Below are 15,162 nucleotides of genomic sequence, written 5' to 3'. Positions count from 1 at the left end.
AGAGGTTGTAAATGACAGTAATATGAAATTGTTAAAGTAATATACAATTAGGAGAATGAATATGAAAACAAATACTATGAACAAGTTTATAATCGCAGGTACAGTATCATCATTATTATTAACAGGTTTAAATGTTGCGAAAGCTGATACAGTGACAACAACAAAAACTACAACGACGACAACAGTAGTAACAACTGTTACTAAAACTGATCAAGTAAAAAGCGGAGAAATTAAAGCAGGCACAAAAACAACAACAACGAAAGCAACTCCAACGAAAGATGCTACAAAAGTAACAGAACCATATTACAACTATAATGGTTATACTGCACGTAATGCTGATTTTGAATTAGACAAATACTTTGTACAAGCGTTAAACTACGGTAACTTTAAATTAAACAATTTATCAGTTACAAAAAATAATGTGATTCAATCTAAACCAGTTAAATCTGTAGTAAATGACACTACAATCTACAAAACAAAAGGTGTAATTACATCTATGAGTTTCCCAGTGAAAAAAGGTGTTATTAAAAAAGCTGACTTCTTAAAAGCGCATGCTGCAAACACTTTATTAAGTGATAAAACAGCTAAAACTGGTAAATCAACTGCAACATTCAAAACTAAATACGGTTCATACTCAGCTAACTTTGATAAAGCTGGATTCTTAACTTCTATTAAAATTAATCCTGCTAAAGTTACTTACTAATAATAAAGATAAGGCAATGCTCCCTGATGGATGCATTGCCTTATTTTTATTTATGGATTGTAACGTGTTTTGTTGAAGTTTTGTGTTTGCTAAACTCAGCGACTTTTGCAACAATTGTAGAAATCATGAAGGCACTAGTGAACCATATGATAAGACCAACTATTATGCTGAGTGGCCAGTTATTTGTTGAACTTAACATACCCCAAGTTGCTAAAATACAGCACAAGCAACCAGTCATACCAAATATCGCGCCGCGACATACATGACTCGCAAGTTCGTCGCCATATTCGAATCCGGCAATAACCATAGATAATAAAAATACTGCTGGAAATGTAGCGAATATACCTCCGAAATCTTTCCATGGAATGATACAAGATACGATATAACTAAATGCGACAGTAGAACCACCAATTAAAAATTTAAGTAATAATATTCTAGGTTTCATGAATGAAGACTTCCTTTAGTATAAGTTTTTTATTGCGAATAATGTGCATGAAATGATGAACCAGCAGATAACAGAGAACGCTGCACCTTTTTTGAATCCGTTTTTTGTTACGTAGATAGAAGTAAGCGCTACTGTGAAAATACAACTTGTGATACCCATAATTGCACCACTGCTTAAGTTCATAGAAGCTGTGACAAGCTCACTACCTTTGTGATCAACAGATAAAGAGAGAATTGCTGCGAGAAACACAGCAGGCATTGTTGCGATAATGCCACCAAGCTTACCTCCTACTTTTCCTGCCATGATAGAAGCGGCTGTAACTGCGATTCCACCAATGATGAAGCGGAGAATTAAACCTGCTATTGATATGCCGAACATAAAAAATCATCTTCTTTTCTTTTATTTTTTAAACGTGAATTATTTCACATATAAAGATACGCCCATTCTGTATTAATGTAAAGGGGGAAGCTGTATCATTCATATATTTGTCACAATTAAAAAAAGCTCCATTCTATATAGAATGGAGTTGAAATTAATTATTTAAATTTTTTATAAATCCTGAGGATTTAATAACATACCCATTTTTATTATAAAATTTATGGGCAATATCTCTTTCATTTCTATTGCCACTATTAAATGTTACGATTGAAGAGTTAAGTTGAAATGCAATTTCTTCAACAGCCTTTAAAAGAGTAGAACCATATTTTTTTCCACGATAGTCTGAATCAATTACAAAAGCAAGAATCCTAATATATGTTTGATCTGTTTCAAACATATACATCTTACAAAATCCACAAAATCCTATGATTTCATCATTTTTTAACATTGTTAAGGCATAATAATCTTCATGTTTCAAAATATTTTCTAATCTATTTTTGATAGTAGGGGTATCACATGGGTACCCTAAATCACTGAATAATTTAGGCATTTGTGATACATCAGAAGGCTTATATGAGCGGATGTTAATCATGTAGTATGTTCCTCTCTTATAATATTTTTAATTCTCACGTATTCAGATTTTTTAGTTTAGCTAACTGTTCTTTTGCTTCATGATAGAGGTGTTCAGGGTACTGATGAATTCTCATTAATTCAATAGCATTAGAAGTAGTCGTAACCCCTTTGCGGATTACATAATCAAATGCTACGTCATTGTCTTCTGTTAAATGTTCTCTGAAGAAATAGAAGTCAAAGTTATCTTTTAGAATTTCTGTTAATTCGATATCATGCGTAGCCGCAAATAATAACGTATGTTTATAACTGCTTATATGATTCAAAATAGCTGTGGCTGAAGCTATTCTTTCCTTAGTATTCGTCCCTCTAAGAATTTCATCGATAAAGACATAAGTAACATCGTATGTATCGATTGCTTGAATAATCCGTTTAATTGATTTGATTTCAGCGATAAAGTAACTGTCACCTTTAGCCAAACTATCTTCTAAATTCATTGAAGTTAAGACAAGTCCAGGTTGATAATGAAACACCTCACTTGCTGTAGTATTAATCCCTTGAGCAAGTATGATATTTAGTGCAACAGTTTTCATAAATGTTGATTTACCTGAGGCATTTGATCCTGTCAGTAATACGCTTTGATGATGCGAATAATCATTCGCTACAGGACAAATAAGCAATGGATGGTACATCTCTTCAGTATGCAAAGGACCAATTTCAGGTAATGCATAATACGGTAAAGTTTGTCGGTACATGGCGACACTATAACTTAAATCATACTGTCCGACAATTTGGAAGTAGCTTGAGTATGACTGTTGGTTTTTTCTTAAGATGCGTAAGGCATAGTGATAAATATGATAATCCGTCATAAATAACATCTTTAACGCATTGATAAGTTGGAGAGCGATGTTCGCTTCATTATTATCATCACTTAACATTAAATAGCTTAAAAATTTAATTGAACGAATTTTAGGGGGCGTAATATCCTGATGACTTTGCTTTAAATTTAATAACTTGTTTGCTGTATCAATAATATTTACTGCGTAAAATAAATCACTATAAAGTAATTCAGTTTTTGATTTGAAACTTAAGGATAATGACATTACAATTCCGATACAAAAGATGACCGTGAATATACCGATACTTAAACCGAAAGCAAATGAAAATAAACTTAAGAAGGGTAGTAAACTGATAAAAATCATTAAAGGATTATATTTTTCGTACGACTTATTTTTAAAGGCGAAACGACTCGCATTATTATTCGTACTTCTACCTAAATCAGCCAGGATGAATGATATTTTCTCGCGAATTGTACGGTTAGTGTTTATAACATCAGTTAATGACTCATTGACAGTGTGATTTGGCGCATTTCTCAGTGCCGCATACATATACTCCTCACCAACAGTTGTGAAGTTATAGTTCATCTTACTAAATACACGATTCATATCCAGATCGTTCCACGTCACATCATCAATATAACTTGATTCATTTTCTCTTAAAAAATCAAAATACTGATGATACTTAATGTGATTACCTTTAGGACGATAAAGATTGGACTGGTTCTCCCATAATTTCTTGATTTTTTGATGTCGTTTTATTTTGTCGCTTATAGCAAGTCCGATACCAAATAATAAAATACCTAGCGCAATGATTGTATACGTTCCCCATAAAGGCATAAAAATCCAACTTTCTGTAAAATATTAGTTGATATTATCGTAACAAAATTATTCATTAAAACAAATGGAAAATTAAAAAGCCATCCATAAAAGATAACGGATGGCTTAATATCTATACTTCGGTATTTTCTACTACAGCATACTTATCATTGAAAACATCTTTATTAAATAGACCTAAAAATTTTGAAGTGAGCGTTCCAGATAACATACTGCCATTGACGTTTAAAGCAGTACGCCCCATATCTATAAGTGGCTCAACAGTGATTAATACTCCTGCAAGTGCAATTGGTAATCCCATTGATGAGAGTACAATGATTGCAGCAAATGTTGCACCACCACCAACACCTGCAACACCAAATGAACTAATTGCAGTGATAATTGCAAGTTGTACTATGAATTCAGGAGATAACGGATTAATTCCAGCAGTAGGTGCGATCATTACAGCGAGCATTGCTGGATAAATACCAGCACAACCGTTTTGTCCCATCGTTGCACCAAATGATGCAGACATATTTGCAGTTGCCTCGTCTACCCCTAAAGCATTTTTTTGCGCTGAAATATTTAAAGGAATGGCACCAGCACTAGAACGAGAAGTAAATGCAAAAGCTAGTGTCGGGAATACTTTCTTTAAATATTGAACTGGGCTTAGTCCAGTTAAGGCAATAATAATTAAATGAACAATAAACATCGTTCCTAATGCAACATATGAAGCTAAAACAAATTTCCCGAGTTCAATGATTCCTGCGAAATTTGTGCTGGCGATCATATTTGCCATTAATGCAAGGACTCCGTAAGGTGTTAATCGCAAGATGATTGTTACGAGTCGCATGACAACAGCAAATACTGCATCCACCATACTTGTAAACATGGCTGCTTGTTCTGGTTGTTTTCTGCGTACGCCAAGTACTGCGATACCCACTAAGAAAGAAAATATTACGACAGCAATTGTTGAAGTTGGGCGTGCGCCTGTCATATCCATAAAGACATTACTAGGAATAAAGTTAACGATACGCTGAGGCGTGGTTTTTTGTTCCATTGTATCAAATTTATCTTCTATTTCACTACCACGCATCTTCTGATCCTGACCAATGTGAATATCTTCCGCACTTAAATCGAATAATAATGCAGAAGCAATACCAATTGTTGCTGCAATTAAAGTTGTAGTGATTAATATTCCGATGACTAATCCAGCCATTTTACCTAATTTCTCTGTCGTATTTAAGTTAATAATTGAACGAATGATTGAAACCATTACTAAAGGTACAACAATAAGCATTAATAACTGTACATAACCACTTCCGACAATGCTATACCAGTCGAGCGTTCCAATAGTGACTTTAGAATCTGTGCCATATATCAATTGGATTGTAATACCTAATAGAATACCAAGAATCATTCCTGTGAAAACACGTTTAGAGAAAGAAACATGTTTTCGATTCATGAATATAAGTATTCCTATGAGAATACTAAGAATTAAGACGTTTAAAAAAATAAACCCATTTGTCATTGGCTTATACCTCCATAAAAATTTAAAATTGTAATTTAAGGTTACCTTTAATGTATAATTTAGACAAGAGGATTTTTCATTTTTTTAAAACTTTTTTATTTTAATTTATAGAAAATTTATTTCGGGAGCGTATTATGAAAAAAATACAAAAAGTTTATGACTTTGCCAGGGAGTTAGAAAAATTAAAAACAATCCAGAGAAAAAGTGATACGTTGGATGGCAGGTATGAGAACAGTGCCGAACACTCATGGCAGGCGGCGTTAGTCGCAATGCAGTTTGAAAAATTTTATCCTGAACCGGTAGATATTAATCAAGTAATCAAGATGCTGCTTGTACATGATTTAGGAGAAATTTATGCAGGGGATACATGGGTGTTTGATGATGAAGGGAAGAGAGATTCGTTTGATAGAGAACTTTCATCTCTAAAGAAAGTGGTATCAATGCTAGACAATGAACATCAAAAGGAAATCATTGAACTTTGGACAACATTTGAACAAGGTGAAGCTCATGATGCAAAATATGCACGCGTCATAGATGCATTGATTGCATTGATTAATTTATATGAAGTGAGTGATGAGAATTATAATCCTTATAATCTAACAAAGTCACAAGTAATACGTAAGAAAATATTCATTAAAGACGATGCCCCAGCAATCTGGGAACTTGCAGAAGAAATCATTGATAGATGTGTTGAGAAAGGATTGTTGAGGGATGAGTAGTAAGATAAATACTTTCATTTATTTCGGTATCGACAAACCGGCACCTTATTTCCAGGTAAGTGATGAATGGGAGTTTAATAAAGCAAATTATTACGGAAACATGTTCTAATGATAGTTTTAATATGGAGTTTTTATTGAGGGTGATCGATGGTCATTATATTCAAACCGAAAAAACGAATTTAGGTCGTTATTTTAAAATCACTAACTGGAAAGAAGTATTTCATGAAGGTGAAGAAGATGTTGATTACATTAATGTAGTTGATGAGCGTATTGAATTAGTACAGGCGGAATATTTTCATGCTGAAGAGTTATATCATTTAATAGATGATAATCGCGATCACTTAAGAGAATATTTAGCGTTCATTGATCTTATTACTGAACCAGCTATTGAAACTGCTTTTATTAAAAAGATGATAAACGAATTTGCACAAGGGACGGGGAGATTATTTTTAATTTTCGTGAATGGAGAACTTTCTGGTGCGCTTGATTAACATGCCATCGACCAAGTTCACAAGAAAGCAGAGATTGGTTACTGGCTAAGAAAAGATTTCACGGGTCAAGGGATTACAACGAGATCGGTCAGAACGCTTTGTGATTTTGCATTCTATCAGTTGGGATTAAATAAGCTTACGATAAAAGTGGATATCGATAACGTAGCAAGTAATAGAGTAGCGAAGAAAGCTGGATTTGAGTTTGTGGGTGTTGATAAACAAGAGGTCATTTTATATGATGAATTTCGCGATATGAATCGTTACAGTTTACTTAAGAAAGAAGACTTTGTGTGGTGAGGTGAGACGATTTTGTGAAGGTTTAAACTATAGACACATCTGTAGATGGATAAGGTGTATATTAAATGTATCTTATAAATAGAGGTGTGTTATGCTAAATTTTGAGCATTCAAATAATATTAAAACGCTATTAACAGCTATTCAAAATAAAGAACAATTTGATTTATCATATTTCGAAGGCGTATCATTAGTAGACTTTCTGCAAGCAATCATCCAGGTACATTATACAGAAGGTCAGTTTGATATCGAATCAATTCATGAGCTTATAGCATCATATAATCAGCATATGAATGAAGAGATTCAGAATGTTTATATCTCATTAGATGATAATCATCCACTCAATATATTAAAGCGCGAAAATGAGTTATTTAAAGAGATGTTAGATCAGATAAATATTAAGTCAGCAACACTTGAGCAGGATAAAGATGCCTCGATTGTGGCAGATGATTTGGCGATAATAGGAAATCTGTATGGTCATTATAACCGCAAAGAGAAACTAATATTTCCAATACTCGAACGTAAACAAGTGTATACATTAAATCGAAAAGTATGGGCGATGGATGATGATATTCGTGCGACGTACCATCAACTTAAAAATCGTTTGAAACGAATCGATGAGATTGAATTTAAGCATATTAGAAAGTCGTTTGACGTCCTTTATCATGATATGAAACAAATGATGTTACATGAAGAAGATATACTAATCCCATTTATTCAGGAAATCTTTGAACCACATGATTTTGAAGCAATTGCACGCGAGAGTGAAGCGTTTGGTTATGCGGTCAGTGTACCTGAAATTTGGACGGATCAAGATAGAGTATATGAAGGCAATAAACAATCAGCAGACAACAATCAAAATATTAAAATCGGTGGCGGCTATTTAACATTAAAAGAAGCGGAACTGATTCTGAATAATCTTCCTTTAGAAATTACGTTTGTTGATAAACATGGTTTGTTTAAATACTTTAACGAAATTACAGCATCTCAAGATATGATGTTTATACGAACACCAATTTCAATTGGACGAAGCGTAGCGAATTGTCATCCTCCGAAAAGTTTGAAGAAGATGATGCAAGTGATGCGCAAACTTAAGAATAAAGAACAGGAAACCGTAACGATGTGGTTTAAAAAAGGCAACGAATATATTTATGTGACATACAAAGGTGTTTTTGATGAAGTAGGAGAATATCAAGGCATATTAGAATACGTACAGGATATACAACCGTTTATGGAATTGCCCAGTGTTGTAAAAAGAGATATTTAATAGACGTTTCACGTGAAAAATTTAGTCAGTACTCGAGTATAACTCGGGTACTATTTTTGTATGAGGAGTTGGTTTGTATATGGCTAAACTGATAATTCTAAGAGGGAACTCAGCAAGTGGTAAGACAACGACAGCAAAGTTACTTCAAGAAGCTTTGGGTGAAGGGAGCATATTTATATCACAAGATATGCTAAGACGTGAGATGTTGAGAGTAAAAGATAAAGTGGGAAATGTTTCAACGGAATTGATACGAACGATGATTGAGTTTGGGATGAAGCATTGCAAATATGTTATTGTTGAAGGCATATTGACGAGACGTAAGCATGGCAGTATGCTGACTGAATTGATTCAACAGTTTAGAGATGATGTGTATGTATATTATTTTGATATTCCGTTAGAAGAAACGCTAAGAAGACACCAATATAAGAAAGGTGTGGACTTTGGAGAAATGAAAATGCGCCAATGGTTTCTGGATAAAGACTTTTTAGGTGTTGAAGAGGAATACGTTATTACAAAAGACTTGAGTCAAAGTGAAATTGTTGAATTAATAAGAATACAAGTAGATAGCTAGGCTATTATTTTTTTTGAAGGTGATAAGTGAGTATAATAAACATAAAAGTAATAGCGGAATCTAGAGGTAGCACCCAAGAACACTGCTAAAAGGGGAGAAAAATGATGATTCGATTTGATAATGATTATTCTACAGGGGGACATCCTTTAATATTGGAACGTTTAATTGCAACGAATGATGAGCAGCATCCAGGGTATGGTGTGGATGATCATTGTAAGAGAGCTGCTGAGTTAATTAAAGAAGAATGCGTAGGAGATGTGGATGTTCATTTCTTAGCTGGTGGGACACAAACGAATAAGACCGTGATTGCATCAATGCTTCGACCACATCAAGCTGTCATTGCCGCGGATTCTGGTCATATTGCAGTACATGAGACGGGTGCGATAGAAGCAACAGGGCATAAAGTGATAACTATTCCGGGAATTGATGGGAAGTTACGCCTGGAGGATGTCGTTCATTTTGTAGCGAGTTATTGGAGCGATGTAACGTTTGAACATATGCCTCAACCGAAGATGGTATACATTTCTCAACCTACGGAATTCGGAACGTTATATTCCAAACAGGAGTTACAGGACTTATATAATTTCTGTCAGGAGAAGAATATGTATTTAATGGTTGATGGTGCACGTTTAGGATACGCATTAGCGGCTAAAGATAATAATGTAACGATTAAAGATTTATCTGAATTGAGTGATGTATTCTATATCGGTGGTACTAAAGTAGGTGCTTTGTTTGGTGAAGCGGTTGTCATTGCTAACGATGACTTGAAGCCGGACTTTCGATATTTCATTAAACAGAATGGTGGCATGCTAGCAAAAGGTAGACTCCTTGGCATTCAATATGAAGTTTTATTTGAGAATAATTTGTATGAAAAAATATCACAACACGCAGTTGAACTTGCAGATCAATTAACGCATGCTTTTGAACAAAAAGGAATAGCTATGAAATATCCATCACCTACGAATCAACGCTTTCCAATGCTAACAACAGAACAGATTAATGTATTGAAAGAAAAGTATACTTTTGCAGATTGGGAACAAATCGATAATCATTTATTTGTTGTGCGATTCTGTACCAGCTGGTCAACGAAATCAGAAGATGTAGAGGCATTAATTCAAGATATTCAAAGATTATAAGGGGGATATTATGAATCACTGGGATGAGAAATTTAAGGACGAAACTTATTTATACGGAGAAGAAGCAAATCAATTCGTTAAAGAACAGTTTGAAAAAGGACATGGCAGTATCGCCTGTCTTGCGGAAGGTGAAGGTCGTAATGCTGTATATTTAGCGGGACTAGGTTATGATGTTACAGCTTATGACTATGCTGAAGAGGGATTGAAAAAGACAAAACGATTAGCAGATAAACATCATGTAGAGGTAAATACACGATTAGCAGATTTAACAATAGAAAATGCTGTTGAAGAAGGTGCATATGATTATGCTGTAATGATTTTCGGACATGTGGAAGAAAAAAGTCAGCCAACATTATTTAAAAATCTCATTCACGCTGTAAAGCCAGGAGGCAAAATTTACTTTGAAGTATATTCTAAAGCCCAGCTTGACTACGGGACAGGTGGACCGAAGAAATATGAAATGCTTTATGACTTGGAAGATGTAAAAAATTATTGCGAAACAAATGATGTTGATACTATAGAGCTTATCGAAAAAGAAGTTGAAAGACATGAGGGAGATAAGCACAACGGTAAATGTCGCGTGATACAAGGGATAGTGGAGAAGAAGTAGAGTTAATCATATGCAGAAAAAATATAATCACTCAATAATCCTTCACTAAACTGCCAAATCCATATTAAATTTTAATCCAGTATATCTTGTATAATAATATATATATTATTCTGGGAGGATTTCGTTTGAGGATTTTTTTACTAACAGTGGGAGTGATTGCTACAATCCTCGGGTTTGTTGGAGCATTTATGCCCCTTCTGCCTACGACACCATTCCTTCTGCTTGCTGTATTTTGTTTCGCAAGAAGTTCTGATAAGTTTCATAACTGGCTCGTTAAGACGAAAGTTTACAAAGCCTATGTTCAGGATTTTTATGAACGTCGGGGATATACATTAAAGAAGAAGTTTCACTTACTGATTAGTGTAGTGATTGTAGTAGGGCTATCGATTTGTTTAGTGGATAATATATACGTTAAAATCGGTCTTGTTATAATGCTGTTGATGCAAGCGATTGTATTGTTCACCTTGGTTAAAACGCTAGACGAATAAACAGGAATGTCGTGTGACATTCCTGTTTATTTTTTTATTGGAATTACTGTTTCACGTTCCACTAATTCATGTGGTACGACAATCTTAGTGTTTGATATATGTTCCCCGTTAAGGTGACGTATCAGCATATTCACAGCAGCATGGCCTAGCTGTGCGACATCGATATCTATAGTGGTTAAATAGGGGTGAGTCAGAGTTGATAGCACAGAGTTATTAAACGTAATAATAGATATATCATCAGGTACTCTATATCCGTACATTTCAATGAGTTGCATGATGCGTAATGCAAAGATGTCGTCTATGACTACGATTGCTGTTGCTTTTGTAGTCATAAGTGTGTCTTCAAAATCAGCATAATCTGTGTGTTCAATGATTGATACACTTTCATAAGGGTTTAATTGATGAATGATCATGGCTTTCTGGTAGCCAAAGTAACGTTCGAAATAAATACCTTCTTTGATGCTATTGGTTACAAACAGAATATTTTTATGACCTTTATTGATTAAGTATTCTGTTGCATGCTGCCCAAGTAACTGATTGTCGTTATCAATATAATTAACTGATTCATGCTGTGTATAAGGCTGGCCAATCAATGTGAAGGGGATATCGTTGTCAGTTAAATACTTGATAACCGGATCGCCTTGATGTGCATAAGCCAGAATGAATCCGCTTACTTGCTTTTGAGTATGCATTACTTTTACGTCCTCAAGTAAATCATCCAGCGTCTTAGCGACTGCAACTGCTGTGGTCATATTGTTGCTGCGTGCTTTATCTGTGATAGCTTCTATGATTTCCAGGAAAAATGGATTGGCCATACGTTCTTTAGAATTGAGCGGTGGGAGAATAATGCCAATTACATTCGATGTTCTTTTTCCTAAATTTCTAGCTGCAATATTAGGTACGTATCCTAGTTCATCCATTACCTTTTGAACTTTTTTCTTTGTTGCTTCCGAGATAGAAGGATGATTATTTACAACGCGTGAAACGGTCGAGGTTGCCACTCCTGCTTTTTTTGCAACATCTTTAACTGTTATGGCCATAATTAAACCCTCCTGTAAGATTTAATCTCATAATATATGCAATCGATTGCGTTGTCAACGTAATATTATGACAGAATATATGTGCCTTAAGTCTTTATATTAGTAAGTTTTTGAAATTGTATATTTACTTTTATATAGAGTGATGATATATTTATCACAAAGTAATGCAACCGATTGCATAAAAAGGAGAAAATATTATGAAACAGTTATTGAGCTTTGAGTTTTGGCAAAAATTCGGTAAAGCACTGATGGTTGTTGTTGCAGTAATGCCTGCAGCTGGTCTTATGATTAGTATCGGGAAATCTATTCCGTTGATCAGTCCGGATATGCAGATGCTCATCACAATTGGTGGTGTAATCGAAAGTATAGGTTGGGCGATTATTGGTAACTTACATCTACTCTTTGCATTAGCAATAGGGGGTAGTTGGGCGAAAGAAAGAGCAGGCGGTGCGTTTGCAGCAGGTATTGCTTTTATCTTAATTAACCGTATTACTGGTGCAGTATTTGGTGTGAATGCAGCAATGCTTGCTGATGATAAAGCATTTACTCATACGTTATTTGGCACAAAGATTATGGTAAAAGGATTCTTTACAAGTGTATTAGAAGCACCGGCATTAAATATGGGTGTGTTCGTAGGGATTATCGCTGGTTTTGTTGGTGCTAATGCCTATAATAAATATTATAATTACAGAAAATTACCGGACGCATTATCATTTTTCAATGGTAAACGTTTCGTGCCGTTCGTTGTAATTCTTTGGTCTACCATTGTTGCATTAGTTCTTGCGGTCGTATGGCCATATATTCAGGCGGGTATCAATAACTTTGGTCTATGGATTGCATCAAGTAAAGATACAGCACCAATTTTAGCACCGTTCTTATTTGGATTCTTAGAGCGTTTATTATTACCGTTTGGTCTGCATCATATGTTAACGATTCCGATTAACTACACACAACTCGGTGGTACATATGAAATTCTGTCTGGATCGCAAGCGGGTACGAAAGTATTCGGTCAGGATCCTCTATGGCTTGCGTGGGCTACGGACTTAGTAAACTTACATCATGCAGGCGATACGAGTCAGTATAATGAACTGCTTAACGGAGTGACACCGGCACGTTTCAAAGTAGGACAAATGATTGGTTCATCAGGTATCTTAATGGGTCTTGCACTTGCAATGTACCGTAATGTGGATAAAGATAAACTACCGAAATATAAATCAATGTATTTCTCAGCAGCTTTAGCTGTGTTCTTAACAGGTGTTACTGAGCCATTAGAATTCATGTTTATGTTTGTTGCAGTCCCTTTATATGTTGTTTATGCATTTATCCAAGGTGCAGCATTTGCGATGGCTGATATTATTAATCTACGAGTGCATTCATTCGGTACAATTGAACTATTAACAAGAACGCCACTTGCTATCAAGGCAGGTTTAGGTGGCGATTTAATTAACTTTGTATTAACAACACTAGGATTTGCAGTGTTTACTTATTTCTTAGCAAACTTCTTAATTAAGAAGTTCAATTTTGCTACACCAGGTCGTAATGGTAACTATGAAGCGGATATGGTGGAAGAAGCAGGGGCAACAGATGTTAAAGCAGATGATCAAGTGATTCAAATCATTCACTTATTAGGTGGTAAACAAAATATTAAAGATGTTGATGCATGTATGACGCGTTTACGTGTTAGTGTTAATGATAAATCATTAGTAGGGAATGAAACAGCCTGGAAAAAAGCAGGTGCAATGGGCTTAATCGTCAAGGATAATGGGGTTCAGGCAGTTTATGGACCTAAAGCAGATGTACTAAAATCGGATATTGAAGATTTATTACAATCAGGTGTTGAAATTCCTGCACCAAAACAAACAGTGACGCAACCTACTGTGTTGGATAATTCTGATACATCAGGTTTTGCAGGTACTGTTAAAAATTTATATTCAGTTGCTGATGGTGAAGTGATAAATATTGAACAGGTTAATGATCCGGTATTCTCACAAAAGATGATGGGTGAAGGCTTTGCAGTGAAGCCGTCAAATGAAACTGTCGTCGCACCTGTCGATGGTGAGATTGTTAGTATCTTCCCGACTAAACATGCCATTGGTATCAAGACGTCAGATGGTATTGAGGTACTCGTTCATATGGGTATTGAGACAGTGAGTATGACGCAGCCTGCTTCACGTGTTATCGTTAATGATGGTCAAAAAGTTAAAGTTGGCGACACGTTAGCGATAATGGATATTGAAGCGGTTAAAGCTGAAGGTAAGGATACAACCATTATTGTTGTCATCACAAATAGTGATCGCGTTGAATCACTGACGATGGACAATTTAGGAACAGTTACAAAAGCTGAAAAAGTTGGACATATTGAAATATAATAAAGAGGTAGCTTCGGCTGCCTTTTTATTTTGACTAAAGGAGAGAATAAGATGAAGTTACTGACACTAAATACACATAGCTGGCTTGAGGAAAATCAGGAAGAAAAAATAGATCAGATTGTTGCCCAGATTGTTAAAGCAGACTTCGATATTATAGCGCTGCAGGAAGTGAATCAGTTAATAGAGACTGACGATATCGTGAATGATCAATATTATTGCCCGGGTAATGACAGTATTCAGATTAAAGCTGACAATTTTGCTTATATTATTGTTCAAAGATTACGTGCACAAGGCTACGATTATTACTTTAGCTATGTGATGAGTCACATCGGTTATGATCAATATGAAGAGGGTAGTGCCATTTTATCAAAGGCACCTATTAAATCTTACTCTGAATTTGTTTCGATTGATCAGTCGCCAGATAATTATAAGTCACGAAAAATAATATTTGGAGAGACTGAAGTAAAAGGAGAATCAGTAGTTGTAGCAAGTTGTCACTTCTCCTGGTGGATTAATGAAGATGAAGGTTTTAGTTATGAGTGGGTAAATACGAAACGTATTTTAGAACAATATAACAAACCACTTATCGTGATGGGTGACTTTAATAATCCGGAAGGCACGGATGGTTATGATTTCGTATTACAACATAGTGATTTACAAGATACGTATGTTACAGCAGATGTTAAACATGGTCATCATACGATTGAGAAGAACATCGCCGGATGGGAGAACAATGGAGGAAGGTTACGTATCGACTTTATCTTTGCAAGCCCTGAATTTGAAGTAATATCAAGTAAAACTGTATTTGATGGTGTAAATGGCCCGGTTGTTAGTGACCATTTCGGTGTAGAAGTTGAAATAAAGTCATAAATAGAATGTAGATTTATGTGATTTATCG

At 35.1% G+C, this 15,162-nt stretch carries 17 protein-coding genes; 11 read left to right on the top strand and 6 right to left on the bottom strand.

Going from position 1 to position 15,162, the window contains the following annotated elements:
* The first annotated feature begins 61 nt into the window (after window positions 1–61).
* Complete coding sequence (gene isaB / locus ACMGE6_RS02890) at window positions 62–703, top strand: immunodominant staphylococcal antigen IsaB family protein (RefSeq protein ID WP_414045060.1); 642 nt, start codon at window positions 62–64, stop codon at window positions 701–703.
* A 46-nt stretch (window positions 704–749) separates the two neighbouring features.
* On the opposite strand, the gene ACMGE6_RS02885 is transcribed toward isaB, so the two are convergent.
* The 5 genes from ACMGE6_RS02885 to ACMGE6_RS02865 all read right to left on the bottom strand — a co-directional run bounded on the left by ACMGE6_RS02885 (window position 750) and on the right by ACMGE6_RS02865 (window position 5,279).
* On the bottom strand, window positions 750–1,148 hold the full coding sequence (locus ACMGE6_RS02885; RefSeq protein ID WP_414054388.1) for a DUF3147 family protein: 399 nt from the start codon (window positions 1,146–1,148) through the stop codon (window positions 750–752).
* 15 nt (window positions 1,149–1,163) lie between these two features.
* Window positions 1,164–1,526 carry a DUF3147 family protein gene (locus ACMGE6_RS02880; protein ID WP_414045058.1) on the bottom strand — a complete coding sequence of 121 codons (363 nt, stop codon included), beginning with the start codon at window positions 1,524–1,526 and terminating at the stop codon, window positions 1,164–1,166.
* A gap of 154 nt (window positions 1,527–1,680) precedes the next feature.
* Window positions 1,681–2,118, bottom strand: coding sequence for a GNAT family N-acetyltransferase (locus tag ACMGE6_RS02875; RefSeq protein WP_414054387.1), 438 nt, complete (start codon window positions 2,116–2,118; stop codon window positions 1,681–1,683).
* Between the two features lie 34 nt (window positions 2,119–2,152).
* Window positions 2,153–3,772, bottom strand: coding sequence for a MutS-related protein (locus ACMGE6_RS02870; protein ID WP_414054386.1), 1,620 nt, complete (start codon window positions 3,770–3,772; stop codon window positions 2,153–2,155).
* 112 nt (window positions 3,773–3,884) lie between these two features.
* Window positions 3,885–5,279, bottom strand: coding sequence for an L-cystine transporter (locus ACMGE6_RS02865; protein ID WP_414054385.1), 1,395 nt, complete (start codon window positions 5,277–5,279; stop codon window positions 3,885–3,887).
* 134 nt (window positions 5,280–5,413) lie between these two features.
* On the opposite strand from ACMGE6_RS02865, the gene ACMGE6_RS02860 reads away from it, so the two are divergent.
* The 8 genes from ACMGE6_RS02860 to ACMGE6_RS02825 all read left to right on the top strand — a co-directional run bounded on the left by ACMGE6_RS02860 (window position 5,414) and on the right by ACMGE6_RS02825 (window position 10,855).
* Window positions 5,414–5,998, top strand: coding sequence for an HD domain-containing protein (locus ACMGE6_RS02860; RefSeq protein ID WP_414054384.1), 585 nt, complete (start codon window positions 5,414–5,416; stop codon window positions 5,996–5,998).
* 134 nt (window positions 5,999–6,132) lie between these two features.
* The gene (locus ACMGE6_RS02855) at window positions 6,133–6,489 is read left to right on the top strand and encodes a hypothetical protein (protein WP_414054383.1); all 357 of its coding nucleotides are present in this window, start codon (window positions 6,133–6,135) and stop codon (window positions 6,487–6,489) included.
* A 6-nt stretch (window positions 6,490–6,495) separates the two neighbouring features.
* Window positions 6,496–6,786, top strand: coding sequence for a GNAT family N-acetyltransferase (locus tag ACMGE6_RS02850; RefSeq protein ID WP_414054822.1), 291 nt, complete (start codon window positions 6,496–6,498; stop codon window positions 6,784–6,786).
* A 91-nt stretch (window positions 6,787–6,877) separates the two neighbouring features.
* On the top strand, window positions 6,878–8,050 hold the full coding sequence (locus ACMGE6_RS02845) for a PAS domain-containing protein (RefSeq protein WP_414054382.1): 1,173 nt from the start codon (window positions 6,878–6,880) through the stop codon (window positions 8,048–8,050).
* A gap of 79 nt (window positions 8,051–8,129) precedes the next feature.
* Window positions 8,130–8,621 carry a kinase gene (locus tag ACMGE6_RS02840; protein ID WP_414054381.1) on the top strand — a complete coding sequence of 164 codons (492 nt, stop codon included), beginning with the start codon at window positions 8,130–8,132 and terminating at the stop codon, window positions 8,619–8,621.
* 104 nt (window positions 8,622–8,725) lie between these two features.
* Window positions 8,726–9,757 carry a threonine aldolase family protein gene (locus tag ACMGE6_RS02835; RefSeq protein ID WP_414054380.1) on the top strand — a complete coding sequence of 344 codons (1,032 nt, stop codon included), beginning with the start codon at window positions 8,726–8,728 and terminating at the stop codon, window positions 9,755–9,757.
* A gap of 10 nt (window positions 9,758–9,767) precedes the next feature.
* Window positions 9,768–10,367, top strand: a complete 600-nt coding sequence (locus ACMGE6_RS02830) for a class I SAM-dependent methyltransferase (protein WP_414054379.1) — start codon at window positions 9,768–9,770, stop codon at window positions 10,365–10,367.
* A gap of 125 nt (window positions 10,368–10,492) precedes the next feature.
* A complete protein-coding gene (locus tag ACMGE6_RS02825; RefSeq protein WP_414054378.1) occupies window positions 10,493–10,855 on the top strand; it encodes a YbaN family protein in 363 nt (120 codons plus the stop codon).
* Window positions 10,856–10,881: 26 nt separating this feature from the next.
* On the opposite strand, the gene ACMGE6_RS02820 is transcribed toward ACMGE6_RS02825, so the two are convergent.
* Window positions 10,882–11,895: a LacI family DNA-binding transcriptional regulator gene (locus ACMGE6_RS02820; RefSeq protein ID WP_414054377.1), complete on the bottom strand. Its 1,014-nt coding sequence runs from the start codon at window positions 11,893–11,895 to the stop codon at window positions 10,882–10,884.
* A 197-nt stretch (window positions 11,896–12,092) separates the two neighbouring features.
* Here ACMGE6_RS02820 and ACMGE6_RS02815 point away from each other — a divergent pair, with 197 nt between their 5' ends.
* Window positions 12,093–14,264: a PTS transporter subunit IIBC gene (locus ACMGE6_RS02815; RefSeq protein WP_414054376.1), complete on the top strand. Its 2,172-nt coding sequence runs from the start codon at window positions 12,093–12,095 to the stop codon at window positions 14,262–14,264.
* 51 nt (window positions 14,265–14,315) lie between these two features.
* Window positions 14,316–15,134: an endonuclease/exonuclease/phosphatase family protein gene (locus ACMGE6_RS02810; RefSeq protein WP_414054375.1), complete on the top strand. Its 819-nt coding sequence runs from the start codon at window positions 14,316–14,318 to the stop codon at window positions 15,132–15,134.
* Window positions 15,135–15,162 lie beyond the last annotated feature (28 nt).

The sequence above is a fragment of the Macrococcus equi genome (assembly GCF_047426745.1).
GTDB classification, from domain to species: Bacteria; Bacillota; Bacilli; order Staphylococcales; family Staphylococcaceae; genus Macrococcoides; species Macrococcoides equi.
This window is presented reverse-complemented; position numbering and strand designations above follow the sequence as displayed.